This window comes from Pseudomonas sp. L5B5 (assembly GCF_020520285.1).
Lineage (GTDB): Bacteria > Pseudomonadota > Gammaproteobacteria > Pseudomonadales > Pseudomonadaceae > Aquipseudomonas.
The window spans coordinates 1,862,767-1,884,507 of record NZ_CP084742.1; the positions used below are offsets into that span (position 1 = coordinate 1,862,767).

The 21,741-nt window shown below is 69.1% G+C and carries 2 protein-coding genes (1 of these 2 only partly in view); both read right to left on the minus strand.

Translation table 11 applies throughout. The features are described 5' to 3' along the window. Complete coding sequence (locus LGQ10_RS08445; protein ID WP_226525282.1) at positions 1 to 14,688, minus strand: non-ribosomal peptide synthetase; 14,688 nt, start codon at positions 14,686 to 14,688, stop codon at positions 1 to 3. Further along, a protein-coding gene (locus tag LGQ10_RS08450) for a non-ribosomal peptide synthetase (protein ID WP_226525283.1) crosses the window boundary here: on the minus strand, positions 14,685 to 21,741 show its 3' portion. Its footprint extends 6,050 nt past the window's final position; only the last 7,057 of its 13,107 coding nucleotides appear in the window; the start codon falls outside the window, past its right edge — the gene reads right to left on this strand; its stop codon occupies positions 14,685 to 14,687. The genes LGQ10_RS08445 and LGQ10_RS08450 overlap by 4 nt, the downstream gene beginning before the upstream one ends.

Genomic DNA, 21,741 nt, shown 5'->3' on the forward strand with positions numbered 1-21,741 from the left:
TCATGACACGACCTCCCCCCGGGGCAGCGCCAGGCCGTCCTGCCACCAGGCCGCCAGTTGCCGCACATTGGGCGCCTTGAGCAGGCTGAAGTGGTTGCCCGGGGCGAACCACAGCCCAAGCTCGCCCACCTGGCCACGCCAGCCCTGGATCATGTCCTGCTGCTCCCGGCGATTGCCGGCGGCGTCCAGCACCGGGTCGTCGGCCAGCACCAGGCGCACCTGGCCGCGGTAGCTTTCGCGAGGCTGGTAGCAGGTGCGCAGGGCCGTGGCGAAGGTCCACGCCGCGCCATGCATCGCCCGCGGGTCCGCGCGCTGGGACAACAGGCCGACCCGCACCATGCCGGCGTGCAACAGGCGCATCTGCGTGGCGTCGTCCTGGGCAGCGAAGTGCTCGGGGTCGATGCCCATGTCGCAGCCCGCCGACAGCTGCATGGACTCGATCAGGCGCAGCAGCGCCGCCGTGGTGGTGTAGGGCCGGCCTACCAGCCCCGCGCCACCGGGAGCCTGGCTGTCGAGCAGGGTCAGGGACGCCACTTCGCGACCGGCCGCCTGCAACACCGCCGCCATCTCGAACGCCACCCAGCCACCGAACGAATGGCCGATCAAATGCAGCGGCCCCGCCGGGTACTGCTCCTGGATGGCCTGCAGGTAGTAGCGGGCCGCGACCTCCACCTGGACATGGGGCACGCCATTGCCATCCAGCCCCCGGGCCTGCAGGCCGAAGATCGGCCAGTCCGGCCCCAGGGCCTCGGCAAGGCCAATGAACCCGGTAATGCTGTCGCCGGCCCCCGGTATACAGAAGATCGGCACCTGCCCGGCCCGCCCGCCCTGGATCCGCAGCAAGGGCTGGTGGGTCGACGCCCTGCGGGGGCGGGCAACGCCCGAACGCGCCTGCTCCAGGGCCTGGCCCATGGCTTGCCCCAGGGCCAGGACATGGGGCGCCTGCATCATGCTCAGGTGATCGCCGGGCACGCTGATGCACTGCAGTTGCTCCACCGCCAGCACTTCGCCCCAACCCAGGGTCGGGCTGCGCCGCGACAGCTCGGTGGGCCGTTCGGCCGCGCAGAACAGGTGCACCGGCACCCCGATCGGATGCAAGCGGTAATGGGCCAGCGCATGCCCATGGGCCACTTCGCGGTCCAGGTACTGCCACAACTGCTCGGGGCTGGCCGCCGCCAGCTGGTCGAACAGCAAATGCTGGTCGCGCAGGACTTGCAGCAGAGTCGGGAAATCGAGGCCGTCCAGTTGCCCGCGCAGCCGCTCCAGGGCCACCAGTGCAGTACTACCGGCCTCGCCCTGGGCGCTCCAGTAGGCCTGGCACTGCAGCAGCAGGTGCTGCTGGTGGGCAGCATTGCCGGACCAGCGTGCCTTGCCCTGGTCGGTCAGGCGTGGCACGTAGCTGTCGATCAGGCCGAGGAACTCCACCTCCTCGTCCAGCCCCAGCAACTGCTGGGCGATCTCGTAAGCCAGCACCCCGCCGAACGACCAGCCGGCCAGGCGGTAGGGGCCCTCGGGCTGGACCTGGCGCATGACCCGCACCAGGCGCGTGGCCAGGCACTCCAGGGTGCGCAGCTGTGGCTGGCCCAGGGCAATGCCCGGCAAGCCGTAGATGGGGAAATCCCCCGGCAGGTGCTGCCCCAGCACCGGGAAGTACATGTCCAGCCCGGTGAACTCATGCACCAGGAACAACGCCGGCCCCGTCCCCTCGCGTACCGGCACCAGCTCCTGGGGCCCCGCCGTGCCGCGCTCGGTCAACAGGCGGGCCATGGCCGCCACGCTGGCGTGCTGGAACAGGTCCGCCAGGCCCAGCTCGAAGCCGGCCTGCTGCAAGCGGTTGACCAGTTGGATCGCCAGCAGCGAATGCCCGCCCTGCTCGAAGAAATGCTCGTGGCGCCCCACCTGTTGCAATTGCAGGACCTGCGCCCAGTGCTCGGCCAGGTTCTGCTCCAGGGGCGTGCGCGGCGCTTCGTAGCCGGCGCGAGGCCGGGCGTCGAGGCCCGGAGCCGGCAGCGCCTTGCGGTCCAGCTTGCCGTTGGCGGTCAGCGGCAACGCCTCCAGCTGCACATAGGCCGGCGGCACCATGTACTCCGGCAAGCGCTCCAGCAGGTACTCGCGCAACGCCTCGCCAGTGGGCGCCACCGTGTCATCGTGCAGGCTGTAGTAGGCCACCAGGCGCTTGGCCCCGGGCGCGTCCTCGCGGACCAGTACCACCGCGTCGCGCAGCCCCGGGAAGCCAGCCAGGCAGGCCTGGATCTCCCCCGGCTCGATACGGAAACCACGGATCTTCACCTGTTCGTCATTGCGCCCGATGCACTCCAGCACACCGCTCGGCAGCCAACGGCCCAGGTCGCCGGTGCGATACATCAAGGCTCCAGGCTCATCGCTGAACGGATCGACGAGGAACCGCTCGGCAGTCAGCTCGGGACGATTCAGGTAACCCTTGGCCACCCCGTCGCCACCGATATGGATCTCGCCGACCACCCCGACCGGCAGCGGCTGGCCCAGGGCATCCAGGACATAGACGCGGGTGTTGGACAGCGGCCGGCCGATGGGCACGCTGTCGGCGTCGGCCGCCAGTTCCCCAGGCTCGTGGGTGACGGCAAAGGTGGTGGTCTCGGTGGGACCGTAACCGTTGACCAGGCGCAAGCCCGGTGCCTGGGCCTGCATGCGCCGGAACGCCGTGGCATCGGCCCGCTCGCCGCCGCACAAGAGCATGCGCAAGCCCTTGAGCGCCTGGGGAATCAACTGCACGTACTGGTTGAACAGGCTGGTGGTGAGAAACAGCAAGGTCGCGCCGCTGCTGTGCAGCAACTGGGCGAAGGCCGGTGGATCGAGCAGGGTCTGCTGGTCCACCACGACGACCCGGCCACCGTTGAGCAACGGGCCCCAGACATCCATGGTGCTGGCGTCGAACGCCGGATTGGAGGCGAAGGCCACCCGGTCCTCGGGGTTGAAATCGGCGTAGCCGTTGTTGATCACCAGCCGGGTGATGGCCCGGTGCGGCACCAGCACGCCCTTGGGTTCGCCGGTGGAGCCGGAGGTGTACATGATGTACGCCACCGCCTCGCTGGACAGGTCCAGGCTCGGGTTGTCGTGCCCTGGCAACCGGTCGAAGCGCAACCGGTCCAGATCGACCCGCTGCGGCCCCCCTTCCAGAGGCCGGTCGCTGTGGGCCAGCAGGACCACCGCCTGGCTGTCGGCGACCATGAAGCCCAGGCGCTCGGCCGGGGCGTGGATGTCCAGCGGCACATAGGCCGCGCCGCACTTGCTGGCCGCCAGTTGGCTGGCCAGCAGGTCCAGGGAGCGCGGCAGCAGCAGCGCCAGCGTGTCCCCGGGGCGTACCCCGAGCGCCAGCAGGTGATGGGCCAGCTGGTTGGCCCGGGCATTGAGCTGGGCATAACTGACCACCTCCTGGCCATGCACCGCCGCCACCTGTTGCGGGCGCTCCAGCACCTGTTCCTCGAAGCGCTGGTGCAGGGTCTGCTGGCGCGGGTAGTCGCGGGCGGTGGCATTGAATTGCACCAGCACCTGCTGGCGCTCGGCGTCCGGCAGCACCGCGACCTGGCCGACCGCCAGGTCCGGATGCTGCTCCAGGGCTTGCAGCAGGTTCTCCAGGGTGCTGTGCAAGTACTGGCAGATGCGCTGGGCATCGACCCCGGCCGCCACCGCCGTGAGCATGAAGCCATCCCCCAGGTCGTCGACGCTCAGGGTCAGCGGGTAGTTGCTGCGCTCCTCGGCATTGAGCAGTTGCATGCCTTCCCAGGCTTCACCGGCCTGGGCTGGCGACGGCGCGCTGTGACGGTAGTTGAGCAGGCTGCTGAACAGCGGCGTGCCCGGTTCCACCCCGCTGCAACGCTGGACCAGCGCCAGCGGCGCCTGTTCATGACCCATCAGTTGCGCCAGGCGCTCATGGGTCGCCAGCAACGCATTGCGCACCGGCAACTCTCCCAGGTCGACCCGCAGCGGCAGGGTGTTGATGAACACCCCAAGGGCCCGCTCGGCGCCCTCGCCTCCCTGCATCCGACCCAGCAGCACGGTGCCGAACACCACCTGCTGCTGCCCCGTCAGGCTGCCCAGCACCCGGCCCCAGGCTAGGTGCATCAGGCTGGCGGCGCTGACTCCCAGTTGCCGCACCCGCTCGCGCAGGCGCCGGCCCAGCAGGCGGTCCAGGGGTTGGCGGGCCTCGCTGAGGGCCACCTCGCGACCGGGCACTTCCTGCAAGCCCAGGGGCAGGGTCGGCTGCTGGATATCCCCCAGCATCTGGCCGAAGAACGCTTCATGCTCGGCCTCACCGATGCCCAGCCGCGCCTGGGCCACGTAGTTGCGATAGGGCACCGCCGCGCCCAGGCGCTCCTGGCGCCCCAGCAGGAAGGCTTGCAGTTCGTGCTGCAGCACCTCCAGCGCCACGTGGTCCATCACCAGGTGATGGAACAGCAACAGCGCCACGATCCGTCCATGGTCCGGATCGGCGGCGTACACCAGGCGCAGCAGCGGCGCCTGGGTGATCTGCAGGCGGTAGCGACGACTGTCGAAACGCGCCTGCAACTGCTCCAGCACCGGCCCTTGGGCGGCGTCCAGCAGCAGCTCCTCGCAGCACAGCGCGGCTTCGCGCCAGACCACTTGCAGCGGCTCTTGCAAGCCCTCCCACAACACGGCGCTGCGCAGGATGTCATTGCGCTCGATCACCCCCTGCATGGCCCCGGCGAAGGCCAGCAGGCGCTCGCGGCTGTCGAAGGCGAACTGCGCCTGCAGCACATAGGGATCGCCCTGGCCGGCCGCCAGGTGGTGGTAGAGGATGCCCGCCTGCAAGGGCGCCAGCGGATAGATGTCCTGGACATTGGCAGTGCCGCCGGGAACCGTGGCCACCACCCGGTCGATGGCAGCCTGGTCCAGCTCGATCAGCGGCAGCAACGGCGGGGTAATGCGCGGGCAATCGCGGTAGATCAGGTTCTGCGGCACCTGGACTTCGCGTCCCCGGCCGACGGCAGCGGCCAGGGCCGCCAGGGTCGGCTGGCCGAACAGCACCCGCACATCCGCCGACAGGCCGGCCCGACGCATGCGGCCGATCAGGTTCACCGCCAGTAGCGAGTGCCCGCCCAGTTCGAAGAAGTGATCGTGGCGCCCGACCCGCTCGACGTTGAGCAACTCGGCCCACAACTGCGCCAGGAGGATTTCGGTGTCGCCCACCGGCGCCTCGTACTCGCGCACCACCGCCGCCTCCAGCCCAGGAGCCGGCAGCGACTTGCGCTCGAGCTTGCCGTTGGGGCTCAGGGGCAGCGCGTCCAGGTGCACGAACAGCGCCGGCACCATGTAGTCCGGCAGGTGCTCCAGCAACGCCTGGCGCAGCTGTTCGACAGGCTGCTTCGAGTGCCCGGCGCTGCTGGTGTAGTAGGCCACCAGGCGCTTGTCCCCGGGCACGTCCTCGCGGGCCAGCACCACCGCTTCCTTGACCCCGTCCAGCTGGGTCAGGCGCGCCTGGATTTCCCCCAGCTCGATGCGCAAGCCGCGGATCTTCACCTGGTCGTCGTTGCGCCCCAGGTACTCGATGTTGCCGTCGGCCCGATAGCGGCCCAAGTCGCCGGTGCGGTACATCCGTGCGCCCGGCGCTTCGCTGAACGGATCGTCGAGGAAACGCTCGGCCGTCAGTTGCTCACGATTGAGATACCCCCGGGCCACCTGCACCCCGGCGATGAACAACTCGCCCACCACCCCCAGCGGCACCGGCTGCAACTGCGAATCCAGCAGGTAAAGGCGGGTATTGGCGATCGGCTTGCCGATCGGCGTGTTGTCCGGGATCGCTTCCAGCGGGCCGGCGCACTCCCAGGCGGTGACATCCACCGCCGCCTCGGTGGGGCCGTACAGGTTGTGCAAGCCAACCCCTGGCAACTGCTGCTTGAAGCGCCGCACCAGGCTGCCGGGCAACGCCTCGCCGCTGCACATCACCTGGCGCAGGCTGGCGCACTCGCGGGTCGGGCCATAGGCCAGGAACCCATCGAGCATCGACGGCACGAAATGCAGGGTGGTGATGTTTTCCCGGTCGATCACCTGGCGCAGGTAGGCCGGGTCCTTGTGCCCCTCGGGGCGGGCCATCACCAGCCGCGCGCCGGTGAACAGCGGCCAGAAGAACTCCCACACCGACACGTCGAAGCTGAACGGGGTCTTCTGCAACACCGCGTCGTTCGCATCCAGGCGGTACTGCTCCTGCATCCACAGCAAGCGGTTGACCACCGCCCGGTGTTCGTTCATCGCCCCCTTGGGCTGGCCCGTGGAACCCGAGGTGTAGATCACGTAGGCCAGGTGCCGTGGCGTGAGTCCCTCGAGCCGTGGATTGATCCGTGGCTGGCGGCTCCACACCGGCTGTTCGAGATCCACCACCGGCACGCCCGGCTCGCCCAGCAGGTCCAGGGTCGTCGCCTGGGCCAGCACGACCTGCGGCGCGCTGTCCTGAAGCATGTAGGCAATCCGCTCGGCAGGATAGGTCGGGTCGATGGGCACGTAGGCACCGCCGGCCTTGAGGATCGCCAGCAGTCCCACCACCATTTCCAGGCCACGCTCGACGCAGATCGCCACCCGCTGGTCCGGGCCGACGCCCAGCTGCAACAGGTGCCCGGCCAACTGGTTGGCCTGCTGGTTGAGCTGGCGGTAACTCAGGCGCTGCTCGCCAGCCTGCACCGCCAGCGCTTCGGGGCTGCGCAACACCTGGGCCTCGAACAGCCCGTGCAGGGTCTGCTCCAGCGGGTAGTCGCGGGCGGTGGCGTTGAAGCCTTCGAGCAACTGGCGACGCTGCGCCTGGTCCAGCAGCGGCACCTGCTCCAGGCGCGCCTGGTCGTCTGCCACCATGGCGTGCAGCACTCGCTGCAAGTAGCCGACATAAGCGTGCACGGTGCGCTCGTCGAACAGCGCCGTGGCGTATTCCAGGGTGCCCTCGATATGGTCCTGGACCTCCCCCAGGTTCAGCGACAGGTCGAACTTGGCAAAGTGGCTGGCTTCATGGATGCCCTCCAGGCGCAGGTCGCCCAGCACCAGTTGCGGGGCATCACCGTTCTGCCAGGTCATCAGCGTCTGGAACAGCGGACTGTGGGCCAGGCTGCGCGTCGGGCGCAGAATCTCCACCACTTGCTCGAACGGCAGGTGCTGATGGGCCTGGGCCTCGAGGGTGCGGGCCTTGACCTGGGCCAGCAACGTCTCGATCCGTGGCGCCGCCGCCAGGTCCACGCGCACGGCCAGGGTGTTGACGAACAGGCCGATCAGGCCCTCGACCTCGGCCCGCACGCGGTTGGCCACCGGCGTGCCGATCACCACCTCGGCCTGCCCCGACAGCCGTCCGAGCAGCAGCGCCCAGGCGCTCATCAAGGTCATGTACAGGGTGCTGCCATGGCGCTGGCTCAACGCCCGCAAGCCGGCAGTGAGCTGGCGGTCCAGGCGCACCGGGACACTGCTGCCAGCGTAATCCTGCTGGGCCGGGCGCGGCCGGTCGGTGGGCAACAGCAGCAACGGCGGCGCGCCCTCCAGGGCCTGGCGCCAGTAGTCGCCCTGCTGTTGCAGCACCTCGCCGCTGAGCCAGCGGCGCTGCCAGTGGGCAAAGTCGCTGTACTGCACCGCCAGCGGCGGTAGCGGGTCCGGCAGGCCACGGCTGAAGGCGGCATACAGGGCCACCAGCTCCCGGGTCAGCACCCCCATGGACCAGCCATCGCTGACGATGTGGTGCAGGGTCAGCAACAGCACATGATGATCGTCCGCCAGGGTCACCAGGCGCCCGCGAATCAGCGGGCCGCGCTCCAGGTCGAACGGCGCCGAAGCCTCGCCCTGGACCAGCGCCTGCAAGGCGTCGTGGGCCTGGGGATGGCCGCGCAGGTTTTCTACCAGCAGGCTCAGCCCCGCCTCTGGCGGGGCGATCAGCACCTCAGCCTCGTCGCCGTACTGGGCGAAGCGGCTGCGCAGGGTTTCATGCCGCGCGACGATCCGCGCCAGGGCCCGCTGCAGGGCCTGGCCATCCAGCTGACCACGCAGGCGCAGGCCGATGGGAATGTTGTAGGCGGTATTGGCGCCTTCCATCTGCGCCAGGAACCACAGGCGCTGCTGGGCGAAGGACAGTGCCAGGGGCTGGTTGCGCGGGGCTGGCAGCAGGTCCGGCAGATCGCTGCGCTCGGCCCGGGACAGGGCCTGGGCCACGGCGTGCAGCTCGGCGTCGGCGAACAGCTCGCCCAGGGCCAGTTCCACCCCCAGGCGCTGGCGCACCTGGGACAGCATGCGCATGGCCAGCAGCGAATGCCCGCCCAACTCGAAGAAATGATCGTGGCGCCCGACTCGCTCCACGTGCAGCAGCTCGCTCCAGATCTGTGCCAGGGCGATCTCCTGCTCGCCCTGGGGCGCCTCGTATTCCCGGGACAGCAGCGCGTCCAGCTCCGGCACCGGCAAGGCCTGGCGATCGAGCTTGCCGTTGGCGGTCAGCGGCAAGGCGTCGAGCCTGACGTAGGCCGCCGGCACCATGTACTCGGGCAACTGCCCCAGCAGTTGCGTGCGCAGTTCGCCCGGGGTCGGCACCCGCTCGCCCGCAACGGTGAAATAGGCCACCAGCCGGGTCTGCCCCGGTTGATCCTCGCGGGCCAGCAGTACGGCGTCCTGAATGGCTGGCAGACGGTTCAGGCAGGTTTCGATTTCTCCCAGTTCGATGCGCACGCCACGCACCTTGACCTGGTGATCGTTGCGCCCCAGGTAGTCGATGCGCCCATCCGCCAGCCAGCGCGCCAGGTCGCCGGTGCGGTACATGCGCGCCCCCGGCTCGGGGCTGAACGGGTCGTCGAGAAAACGCTCGGAGGTCAGTTCGGGGCGATCGAGATACCCCCGGGCCACCCCGGCGCCCCCCACATACAGCTCGCCAGCGACGCCAATCGGCACCGGCTGGCGCTGTTCGTCCAGCAGGTAGACACGGGCATTGGCCATCGGCCGGCCGATATCCAGAACACCGCCAGCCTCCAGCGCTCCGCTGGTGGCCACCACCGTGGCTTCGGTGGGGCCATAGTTGTTGACCACGGCAAAGGACTGCGGCTGGTCGAACTGGCGCAGGCGGTCGCCGCCCACCAGCAGGGTATGCAGGGTCGGATGGCCCAGTTGCTGGGCGAAGGCGTACTCGGCCACCGGGGTCGGCAGGAAGCTCGCATCCAGTGGTTGGGCACGCCACCAGTCCAGCAGCCGGTCAATGTCCTGGTGGTCGATGCCGGCCGGCGGCAGGTGCAACGTCGCGCCGCTGCACAGCGCCGGCCAGAGTTCCCAGGCCATGGCATCGAACCCCAGGCCGGCGACGCTGGAGGTGTGCCGCCCCGGCCCCAGGTCGAAGGCCTGGCAATGCCAGTGCACCAGGTTCGCCAGGCTCCGGTGCTCCACCATCACCCCCTTGGGCTGGCCGGTGGAGCCGGAGGTGTAGATCACGTAGGCCAGGTGCCGCTCCGTCAACTGCGGCACCTGCGGTGCACTGGCCGGTTGCTGCTGCCAGCCGGGGTCGTCGAGATCGACCACCGGCAGGTCGGGGCTGCCGACCGCCGTGCGGGTCGCGGCCTGGACCAGCAGCGCCAGCGGCGCGCTGTCCTGCAACAGGTAGGCAATGCGTTCGGCCGGATGGGCCGGGTCGATGGGCACGTAAGCACCGCCCGCCTTGAGGACCGCCAGCAGGCTGACCGCCATGTCCGGACCGCGTCCAACGCAGATCGCCACACGCTGGTCGGGGCCCACGCCAAGCCCGCGCAAGTGCTGGGCCAGGCGATTGGCCCGGGTCTCCAGCTCGGCATAGCTCAGGCGCAGGTCGCCCGCTTGCACGGCGATGGCCTCAGGCTGCTGCGCGGAGCGGGCGGCGAACAGCTCGTGCAGCAGCGCGCCACGGGGATAGTCCTGGTCGCTGGCGTTGAAGTCTTCCAGCAACTGCCGCCGCTGCGCCTGCTCCAGCAGCGAGATCCGCGCCAGGAACTGCTGATCGTCCGCGACCATGGCCTTCAGCACCTGGACCAGGTAGCCGGCAAAACGCTGGGCGGTGTCGGCATCGAACAGCGCCGTGGCGTAGTCCAGGGAACCGCGAATCTGCCCCTGGCTTTCCCCCAGGCTCAGGGTCAGGTCGAACTTGGCCACCTGGCTGGCAGCCACCACGCCCTCGAGCTTGAGCTCGCCCAGCACCAGGTCCTGGGCGAAGTCCTCGACCCAGGTCAACACCGCCTGGAACAGCGGGCTGTGGGCCAGGCTGCGCTGGGGCCGGACGATTTCCACCACCTGCTCGAACGGCAGGTCCTGGTGGGCCTGGGCTTCCAGGCTGCGGGCGCGGACCTGGGCCAGCAGCCCGGCCACGCTTTGCCCGCCCTGCAGATCCAGGCGCAAGGCCAGGGTGTTGACGAACAGCCCGACCAGGCCCTCGACTTCGGCGCGCATGCGGTTGGCCACCGGGGTGCCGACCACCAGGTCATCCTGGCCCGACAAGCGCCCCAGCAACAACGCCCAGCCCGCCAGCAGGGTCATGTGCAGGGTGCAGCCGTGGCGCTGGGCCAGGGCCTTGAGCTGGGCACTCAATTGCGGCTCCAGCAGCAGCGCAACGCTGGCGCCCTGGTAGTCCTGCTGCACCGGTCGTGGCCGGTCGGCAGGCAGCATCAGCAAGGTCGGAGCGCCGGCAAGGACCCGGCGCCAGTAGTCGCCCTGCTGTTGCAGCACATCGCCGCTGAGCCAGCGCCGCTGCCACAGGGCGAAGTCGCTGTACTGCACCGCCAGGGGCACCAGCGGGTCTGGCTGGCCCTGGCTGAACGCGGCATACAGGGCCACCAGTTCCCGGGTCAGCACGCCCATGGACCAGCCGTCGGCGACGATATGGTGCAGGGTCAGCAACAGCACATGGTGCTCGTCCGCCAGGCGCAGCAAGCGAGCGCGAATCACCGGCCCGTGCTCCAGGTCGAAGGCTTGCGCCGCCTCGGCCCGCACCCGTTCGGCCAGGGTCAGGGGCGTCTCGCTGATGTCCTCCAGCAATAGCTCCAGGGCCCCGTCCACCGGCGCCACCAGCACCTGGGGCTGGTCGTCCACCAGGACGAAGCGGCTGCGCAAGGTGGCATGCCGGGCGACGATCGCCTGCAACGCCTGTTGCAGCGCCTGGCGATCCAGGTGCCCGCGCAGGCCCAGGCCGATGGGAATGTTGTAGGCACTGGTGCCCCCGGCCATCTGCGCCAGGAACCACAGGCGCTGCTGGGCGAAGGACAGCGGCAGGTCCTGGTCCTGGGGCGCCGGGAAGATTTCCGGCAACTGGCTGCGCCCGCTGCGCTCCAGCACCGCGGCGACCGCGTGCAACTCGGCATTGGCGAACAGCTCGGCCAGGGCCAGCTCCAGCCCCAGGCGCTGGCGCACCAGCGACACCATGCGCATGGCCAGCAACGAATGCCCGCCCAGCTCGAAGAAGTGATCCAGGCGCCCTACCCGTTCGACCTGCAGCACCTCGCTCCAGATCTGCGCCAGGACGGTTTCGGCAGGGCCTTCGGGGGCCTGGTACTGGCGACTGAACAGCGCCTGCTGGTCCGGCGCCGGCAAGGCCTGGCGGTCCAGCTTGCCGTTGGCGGTCAGCGGCAACGCAGCGAGTCGCACATAGGCCACCGGCACCATGTAGTCCGGCAACTGCGCCATCAGGTACTCGCGCAGCTCGCCCACCGCCAGGGCTGTGGCGCCTTCAGGCTCGGTGAAATAGGCCACCAGCCGCGGATTGCCCGGCTGGTCTTCACGGGCCAGCAACACGGCTTCCTGGATACCCGGGAACTGGTTGAGGCGGGTCTCGATCTCGCCCAGTTCGATGCGCACGCCACGGATCTTCACCTGGTGGTCATTGCGTCCCAGGTAGTCGATGCGTCCGTCCTCCAGCCAGCGAGCCAGGTCGCCGGTGCGGTACATGCGCGCCCCCGGCACCTCGCTGAACGGGTCATCGAGAAAACGCTCGGCCGTCAGTTGCGGGCGGTTGAGATACCCCCGCGCCACCCCGGCGCCGCCCACGTACAGCTCGCCGGCGACGCCGATGGGCACCGGCTGGCCAAGCTCGTCCAGCAGGTAGATCCGTGCATTGGCCATTGGCCGGCCGATGTCCAGGACGCCGCCGGCCTCGACAATGCCTGAAGTGGCCACCACCGTGGCCTCGGTAGGACCGTAGTTGTTGACCAGGGTGAACGACTGCCGCTGGCCGAACTGACGCAGGCGGTCGCCTCCGATCAGCAGGGTGCGCAGGCTCGGATGGTCCAGCCCCTGGCTGAAGGCATATTCGGCCACCGGGGTCGGCAGGAAGCTCACCTCCAGGGGCTGGGCGCGCCACCAGGCGAGCAAGGCATCGACATCCTCGGTGCCCTGGCTGGACGGGGCCAGGTGCAGGGTCGCGCCCGCGCACAGCGCCGGCCAGACCTCCCAGGCCATGGCGTCGAAGCCGAAGCCGGCCAGGCTCGAGGCCTGGCTGGCGCTGTGCAGGTCGAAGGCCTGGCAATGCCAGTCCACCAGGTTGCCCAGGGTCTGGTGCTCCACCATCACGCCCTTGGGCAAGCCGGTGGAACCGGAGGTGTAGATCACGTAGGCCAGGTTGCGCTGCGTCAGCCCCGGCACCTGCAGGTTGTCGTCGGGCTGGCCCTGCCAATGCCGTGGATCGAGTTCGAGCACCGGCATCGCCAGGGCCGGCAGGCGCGCGCGCAATTCGGTCTGGACCAGCACCGCCCGGGGGCTGCTGTCGTCCAGCAGGTAGTTCAGGCGCTCGGCCGGATGGGCCGGATCGACCGGCACATAGGCCCCCCCTGCCTTGAGGATCGCCAGCAGGCCCACCAGGGTCTCCAGGCCGCGCCGGGCGACGATGGCCACCCGGTCATCGGGGCGCACCCCCACTGCCTGCAGCTGGCGGGCCAGGGCGTTGGCCTGGGCATTGAGCCGGGCATACGTCAGTTCGCGCCCCTGGCAACAGGCCGCCAGTGCCTCGGGGGTACGTGCCGCCTGGGCCTCGATCCGCTGGTGCAGGGTCTGGCCGACGGGATAGTCCCGGGCGCTGCGGTTGAAGCCTTCGATCACCTGCCGGCGTTCGCTCGCCGGCAGTACCGGCAGCCTCTCGAGCGCCAGCTGCGGCTCCTGCTCCAGGCCGTCGGCCAGGTGTTCCAGGGTACACAGCAGGTAGCCGAGGATGCGCTGCGGATCGACCTGGGTGCTGGCCAGCAGGGTCAGGCTGAAGTCCTCGGTAAAATCGTCGACGCTCAGGGTCAGCGGGTAGTTGGTGCGTTCCTCGCTGTGCAGGGTGCTGATCCCGGCCCAGGCGGCCTGGGCCTCGGCACTGGCGCTGGCAGCGCTGTGGCGATAGTTGAGCAAGGCGCTGAACAGCGGGGTCGGCGCGCTGACCCCGCTGCAACGCTGGGCCAGGGCCAGGGCCGCGTGCTCATGGCGCAACAGGCTGGTCAGGCGCTTGTGGGTGTCCTTGAGGGCATCGGCCAGGCCCTGCCCGGCGACGTCCAGGCGAAACGGCAAGGTGTTGATGAAGATGCCCAGGGCCCGGTCGGTGGCCTCGGCCCCCTGCATCCGCCCCATCAGCACCGTGCCGAACACCACCTTGTGCTTGCCGGCCAGGGTCGCCAGGACCCGGCCCCAGGCCAGGTGGAACAGGCTCGCGGCACTGACCCCGGCCTGCCGCGCCTGGCTGCGCAGGCGCAGGCTCAATGGCGTGGGCAAGGCCAGGCTGGCCTCTTCGATGGCCCGGCCATCGCCCTGCACGTCCTGCAGGCCGAACGGCAAGGTCGGCTCATCGACGTCCGCCAGCATCTGGCGGAAAAAGGTTTCGTGTTCCTGCTCGCTGACGCCCAGCCGGGCCTGGGCCACATAGTTGCGAAACGGCAACGCCGGGCCCAGGCGCGCAGCCTGGCCGGTAAGCACGGCCTGCATTTCGTGGCGCACCACGTCCAGGGCGCTGTGGTCCATGGCCATGTGGTGGAACAGCAGCATGGCGACGATGCGTTGCCCCGCCTCGTCCCGGGCATGCACCAGGCGCAGCATCGGTGCCTGGCTGATATCCAGGCGATAGTGGCGGGCGTCGAACCGTCCCTGCAGTTGTTCCAGCACGGTGCCGCCGGCCGGGTCCGGCTCGACTTCCTGGAGGATCAGCCCGGCTTCGCGCCAGACCACCTGCATGGGTTGCTCCAGGCCATCCCAGAGCACCGCGGTGCGCAGAATGTCATGGCGGGCGATGACCCCGCGCAGGGCCTCGGCAAAGGCTTGCAGGTGCTGCGCACTGGCGAAGGCGAACTGCGCCTGCATGACGTAGGGATCGCCCTGGGTGGCGCTGACGTGGTGGTAGAGGATGCCTTCCTGCAACGGCGCCAGGGGGTAGATGTCCTGGACGTTGGCGACCCCGCCCGGCACCGTGGCGACGATGCGATCGATGGCCTGCTGGTCGAGGTTGGCCAGGGGCAGCAGGTCCGGGGTGATGTGCCGGGTCTGCAACGTGATGCCGTTGGCCGGCACCTCGATCTGCCCGGCCTTGACCGGCGCGTACTGGCCGCTCCTGATCAGCTCGATCAGCTGCGGCTTGTATTCGCGCAACCGGGCCAGCAAGGCCGGGTCGCTCAGGGCCTGCTTGTTGCCCTGGACCACCAGTTGCTCATCCTTGAGCACCAGCTGGACGTCCTTTTCCTTCAGTGTCGCCAACAGTTCGATCACGCTCACAGGACGATCTCCATTCGTTCGGTAATGGCCGCATAACCCGCCAGGGTCGGTTGTTCGAACAACGTGCGGACATCGGCCTCCATGCCGTGTTCGCGCATCCGACTGATCAGGCTCACCGCCAGCAGCGAGTGCCCGCCCAGTTCGAAGAAGTGATCGTGGCGCCCGACCCGCTCGACGTTGAGCAACTCGGCCCACAACTGCGCCAGGAGGATTTCGGTGTCGCCCACCGGCGCCTCGTACTCGCGCACCACCGCCGCCTCCAGCCCAGGAGCCGGCAGCGACTTGCGCTCGAGCTTGCCGTTGGGGCTCAGGGGCAGCGCGTCCAGGTGCACGAACAGCGCCGGCACCATGTAGTCCGGCAGGTGCTCCAGCAACGCCTGGCGCAGCTGTTCGACAGGCTGCTTCGAGTGCCCGGCGCTGCTGGTGTAGTAGGCCACCAGGCGCTTGTCCCCGGGCACGTCCTCGCGGGCCAGCACCACCGCTTCCTTGACCCCGTCCAGCTGGGTCAGGCGCGCCTGGATTTCCCCCAGCTCGATGCGCAAGCCGCGGATCTTCACCTGGTCGTCGTTGCGCCCCAGGTACTCGATGTTGCCGTCGGCCCGATAGCGGCCCAAGTCGCCGGTGCGGTACATCCGTGCGCCCGGCGCTTCGCTGAACGGATCGTCGAGGAAACGCTCGGCCGTCAGTTGCTCACGATTGAGATACCCCCGGGCCACCTGCACCCCGGCGATGAACAACTCGCCCACCACCCCCAGCGGCGCCGGCTGTAACTGCGAATCCAGCAGGTAAAGGCGGGTATTGGCGATCGGCTTGCCGATCGGCGTGTTGTCCGGGATCGCTTCCAGCGGGCCGGCGCACTCCCAGGCGGTGACATCCACCGCCGCCTCGGTGGGGCCATACAGGTTGTGCAGGCCAACCCCTGGCAACTGCTGCTTGAAGCGCCGCACCAGGCTGCCAGGCAATGCCTCGCCGCTGCACATCACCTGGCGCAGCCCCAGGTCGTCCGGCGTGGCGTCGTGGGCCAGGAACACATCGAGCATCGAGGGCACGAAATGCAAGGTGGTGATGCGCTGCTCGCGTATCAGCTGGCGCAGATAGACGGGGTCCTTGTGCCCCTCGGGGCGGGCCATCACCAGTCGCGCGCCGGTGAACAGCGGCCAGAAGAACTCCCACACCGACACGTCGAAGCTGAACGGGGTCTTCTGCAACACCGCGTCGTTCGCGTCCAGGCGGTATTGTTCCTGCATCCACAGCAAGCGGTTGACCACCGCCCGGTGTTCGTTCATCGCCCCCTTGGGCTGGCCCGTGGAGCCCGAGGTGTAGATCACATAGGCCAGGTGCTGCGGCCCGAGGTGCGGATGCTGCTGGTTGTCCTGGGACTGCCCGGCCCATTGCGGCTGGTCCAGGTCCAGCAAGGGCAGCCCAGATGCCAGCGCCAGGTGCCGGGTCGCCCCCTGGACCAGCACCGCCAGCGGCGCACTGTCCTGGAGCATGTAGTCGATGCGCTCGGCAGGATAGGCCGGGTCGATGGGCACGTAGGCACCGCCGGCCTTGAGGATCGCCAGCAGTCCCACCACCATTTCCAGGCCACGCTCGACACAGATCGCCACCCGCTGGTCCGGACCGACGCCCAGATGCAACAAGTGCCCGGCCAACTGGTTGGCCTGCTGGTTGAGCTGGCGGTAACTCAGGCGCTGCTCGCCAGCCTGCACCGCCAGCGCTTCGGGGCTGCGCAGCACCTGGGCCTCGAACAGCCCGTGCAGGGTCTGCTCCAGCGGGTAGTCGCGGGCGGTGGCGTTGAAGCCTTCGAGCAATTGGCGACGCTCGTCCTCGGGCAGGATCGGCACCTGCAGCAGGGAGCGCTGCGGTGCCTGCTCCAGGCTGTCCGCCAGGGCCAGCAAGGCTTGCTGCATGTAGCCGCAGACCCGTGCGGCGCCAATGCGCGCCGGAGTCATGGCTGTCAGGCGGAAATCCTGGCCGAAGTCGTCGACGTTGAGGCTCAGCGGGTAGTTGGTGCGTTCCTCGCTGTGCAGGGTCTCGATGCCCTGCCAGGCCTGGAGCACCGCCTCGCTTGCAGGCGCATCGCTACCGTGACGGTAGTTGAGCATGGCGCTGAACAACGGCAGTGGCGCCGCCACGCCACTGCAACGCTGGGCCAGGGCCAGGGACGCATGCTCGTGGCCCAGCAGTGCGCTGAGCCGGGCGTGAGTGGCCTTGACCGCCGCACGCACGCCACTGGCGTCCAGGTCGACCCGCAGCGGCAAGGTGTTGATGAACATCCCCAGGGCCCGATCGGCGCCCTGCCCGGCCTGCAAGCGGCCCAGCAGCACGGTGCCGAACACCACGCTGTCCTGGCCGGTGGTGACGTTCAGGACCCGGGCCCAGGCCAGGTGGAACAGGCTCGCGGCACTGACCCCCAGCAGTCGCGCCTGGGCCCGCAGGCGAGCACTCAGCGCGGCGTCCACGACGTGCTGCCGCTCCTCGATGGCATCGCCATCGCCCTGCACATTCTGCAAGCCGAACGGCAGGGTCGGGGCATCGATGTCGCCGAGCATCTGGCGGAAGAATGCTTCGTGCTCCTCACGGCTCACGCCCAGGCGGGCCTGGGCCACGTAGTTGCGATAGGGAATCGCCGCGCCCGCGGGCTGCTGCCCCTGCAGGCAGGCCTGGATCTCCTCGCGCACCACGTCCAGGGCGGTGTGGTCGAGGACGATATGGTGGAACAACAAGATCGCCACCACCCCCCCGCGTACCGGGTCCTGGGCGAACACCAGGCGCATGAGCGGCGCCCGGGCCAGGTCCAGGCGCCAATGGCGGGCGTCGAAGCGCTGGTGCAACTGCTCCAGGATGTCGCCGGCGGCCGGGTCCAGCTCGACGGCTTCGAGTGCCACCCGGGCCTCGCGCCAGACCACTTGCAGCGGTTGCTTGAGCCCCTCCCAGAGGATCGCCGTGCGCAGGATGTCATGGCGTTCACCGACCCTTTGCAGGGCTTCGGCAAAGTCTTCAAGGCGCTGGCGGCTGGCGAATGCCAGGTGCGATTGCAGCAGGTAGAGGTCACCCTGGCGAGCGCTCAGGTGATGGTAGAGGATGCCTTCCTGCAGCGGTGCCAGGGGATAGATGTCCTGGACGTTGGCAGTGCCACCGGGCACCGTGGCCACCACCCGGTCGATGGCGTCCTGGTCCAGTTCGATCAAGGGCAGCAGGTCCGGGGTGATGCGCTGGCAATCGACACCGATGCGGTTGGCTGGCACCTCGACCGTGCGGCTGCTGCCCACGGCAGCGGCCAGTGCCGCCAGGGTCGGTTGCTCGAACAGCACCCGGACATCAGCCTCGAGGCCGGCCTGGCGCATGCGCTCCACCAGCGTCACCGCCAGCAGCGAATGCCCGCCCAGTTCGAAGAAATGATCGTGGCGCCCGACCTGGTCGACGTGCAGCAATTCGCTCCAGATCCGCGCCAGGGTGGTCTCCACTGCCCCCTGGGGCGCTTCAAATTCGCGACTCAGCCACGCGCCCTGGGCCGGCGCCGGCAAGGCCTTGCGGTCCAGCTTGCCATTGGCGGTCAGCGGCAGTGCCTGGAGCCGGACGTAGGCCGCCGGCAGCATGTAGTCCGGCAGGCGCCCCTGCAGGTGGTCGCGCAGGTCTTCGGCAGCCGGTTCCGGGTTCTCGGCGCGCACGGTGAAGTAGGCCAGCAGGCGCCCTTCGTCCACCAGCACCAGGGCCTCCTCGAGGGCCGGATGGTCCAGCAACGCGGCTTCGATTTCCCCCGGTTCGATGCGCATGCCGCGCACCTTGACCTGATCGTCGTTGCGCCCCAGGTAGTCGAGGGTGCCGTCTTCGCGCCAGCGTGCCAGGTCGCCGCTGCGGTACATGCGGGCCTCGGGCTCGGCACTGAAGGGATCGTCGACGAAGCGTTCGGCGGTCAGGTCGGCGCGGTTGAGGTAACCCCGCGCCACCCCGGCGCCGCCCACATACAGCTCGCCAGCGACTCCCATGGGCACTGGCCGCAGCAGCGGGTCCAGCAGGTAGATCCGCGCATTGGCCATGGGTCGGCCGATATGCAACGCGCCACCGGCCTCGAGCGTGCCGGAAGTGGCCACCACCGTTGCCTCGGTGGGGCCGTAGTTGTTGACCACCGCAAAGCCCGGGTCGCGGGCGAACTGGCGCAAGCGGTCACCGCCGATCAGCAAGGTGCGCAAGGTCGGGTGCCGCAGTTGCTGGGCGAAAGCGTATTCCGCCACGGGTGTCGGCAGGAAGCTCACGTCCAGGGGGGCGGCACGCCACCAGGCCAGCAGTCGCTCGATGTCCTGATGGCCGATATCGGCCGGTGGCAGGTGCAGGGTCGCGCTGCTGCACAGGGCCGGCCAGACCTCCCAGGCCATGGCATCGAAACCCAGGCCGGCGAGGCTGGAGGCATGCCGCCCCGGCCCCAGGTCGAAGGCCTGGCAATGCCAGTGCACCAGGTTTTCCAGGCTGTGGTGTTCCACCATCACGCCCTTGGGCTGGCCGGTGGAACCGGAGGTGTAGATCACATAGGCCAAGTGCGCCGGGGTCAGCTGTGGCACCTGGGGGGCTCCGGGGTCGGTGTCCGTCCAGGCCTGCTGGTCGAGGTCGATCCGTGGCACGCTGCTGGCGCCCGCCAGCACCTGGCTGGCGCCATCCACCAGGAGTGCCCGGGGGGCGCTGTCGTGCAGCAGGTAGGCGATGCGTTCGGCCGGATGGCTGGGGTCGATGGGCACATAAGCCGCCCCGGCCTTGAGCACTGCCAGCATCCCTTGCAGCAGATACGGGCCACGAGCCAGGCACAGGGCCACTCGGTCGTCAGGCTGCACGCCCAGCGCCAGCAGCTGCCGGGCCAACTGATTGGCCCGCTGGTCGAGCTGGCGATAGCTCAGGCTCAGCGACCCCTGGACCAGCGCCACGGCATCGGGTGCCGTCTGCACCTGGACCTCGAACAGCCCATGCAGGGTCTGCCCGCGCGGGAAGGCGGCGGTGCTGGCATTGAATCCGTGCAGCAGTTGCTCACGCTCGGCCAGCGGCAGTACCGACAGTTGCCCCAGGTCCAGCTCGGGACTCCACTCCAGGGCGTCGGCCAGTTGTTCGAGGGCACAGAGCATGTAGCCCCCCAGGCGTTGCGCTCCAATCCCGGCCAAAGCCAGCAGCGACAGGGCGAAACCTTCACCCAAATCGTCGACGCTCAGGCTCAGCGGATAGTTGCTGCGCTCCTCGCCACCCAGCAGTTCCACGCCCTGCCAGATATCTTCGCCGGCCGTCACCGGCTGCGGGGCGCTGTGACGATAATTGAGCAAGGCATTGAACAGCGGCGATCCGCTGGCCACCGCACTGCAACGCTGGGCCAGGGCCAGGGACGCGTGCTCGTGACCGAGCAAGGCGCTGAGCCGGGCATGGGTCGCCTTGACCGCGGCGCGCACGCTGCAGTCCTGGACATCCACCCGCAAGGGCAAGGTGTTGATGAACACCCCCAGGGCACGGTCGGCGCCCTCGCCGCCCTGCATGCGCCCCATGAGCACGGTGCCGAACACCACCTGGCGGCGGTTGGCGACCTGCCCCAGCACCAGGGCCCAGGCCAGGTGCATCAGCGCTGCGGCGCTCACTCCCAGCTGCCGGGACTGTTCGCGCAGACGCAGGCTCAGGGACTCGGGCAGCGCCAGGCGGGCCTCCTCGATATCCCGGCCATCGCCTTGCACATCTTCCACGGCGAAGGCCAGGGTCGGCTCGTCGATGTCGCCGAGCATCTGGCGAAAGAACGCTTCATGTTCGGCCTGGCCGGCACCCAGTCGGGCCTGGGCCACGTAGTTGCGATACGGCACCGGGGTGCCGAGGGCCTGGCCCCGGTTGAACAGCAATTCGCGCATTTCCTGGCCGATCACCTCCATGGCGGTGTGGTCCAGGGCCAGGTGGTGGAACAGCAGGATCGCCACCACCCGCTGGCGCTGCGGATCGTAGGCATGCACCAGGCGGATCAGCGGCGCCTGGGCCAGGTCCAGGCGCCAGTGGCGGGCATCGAAGCGCTGGTGCAACTGCTCCAGGATGTCGCCGTCGGCCAGTGCCAGGTCCTGCTCCAGCACTTGCAGCCGGGCTTCGCGCCAGACCACCTGCACCGGCTGCGCCAGGCCTTCCCAGAGCACCGCGGTGCGCAGGATGTCATGGCGCGCGATGACCTGCTGCAAGCTCGCGGCGAAGCGCTCGAGACGCTCCAGGCTGTCGAAGGTCATGCGCGATTGCAGCAGGTAGGGGTCGCCCTGAACGGCACTCAGGTGGTGATACAGGATGCCCTCCTGGAGCGGCGCCAGGGGGTAGATGTCCTGGACGTTGGCAGTGCCGCCGGGCACCGTGGCCACCACCCGGTCGATGGCAGCCTGGTCCAGTTCGATCAAGGGCAGCAGGTCCGGGGTGATGCGCTGGCAATCGAGGCCGATGCGATTGGCCGGCACCTGCACCTCACGGCTGCTGCCCACGGCAGCGGCCAGGTCGGCCAGGGTCGGTTGGCTGAACAGCACCCGTACATCGGCCCCCAGGCCGATCTGGCGCATGCGCTCGATCAAGCTCACCGCCAACAGCGAATGCCCGCCCAGTTCGAAGAAGTGGTCATGGCGGCCTACCTGCTCGACCTTGAGCAGGTCGCTCCAGATCCGCGCCAGGGCGATCTCCACGTCGCCCTGGGGCGCCGCAAATTCGCGACTGAGGGTGGCCGACGCGGCCGGCACCGGCAGGGCCTTGCGGTCCAGCTTGCCATTGGCGGTCAACGGCAATACGTCCAGGCGCACATAGGCCAGCGGCACCATGTATTCGGGCAACTGCTGGAGCAAGGCGGTGCGCAGGGTCTCGGCGGACAATGGCGGGGCATCCTCCCGTACCCGGTAATAGGCCACCAGGCGCTTGTCCCCGGGCTCATCCTCGCGAACCAGCACCACGGCGTCCCTGATTCCCGGGCAGGTCGCCAGGCGCGCCTCGATTTCCCCCGGTTCGATGCGCAGGCCACGGATCTTCACCTGGTCGTCGTTGCGCCCCAGGCACTCCAGCAAGCCGTTGCCC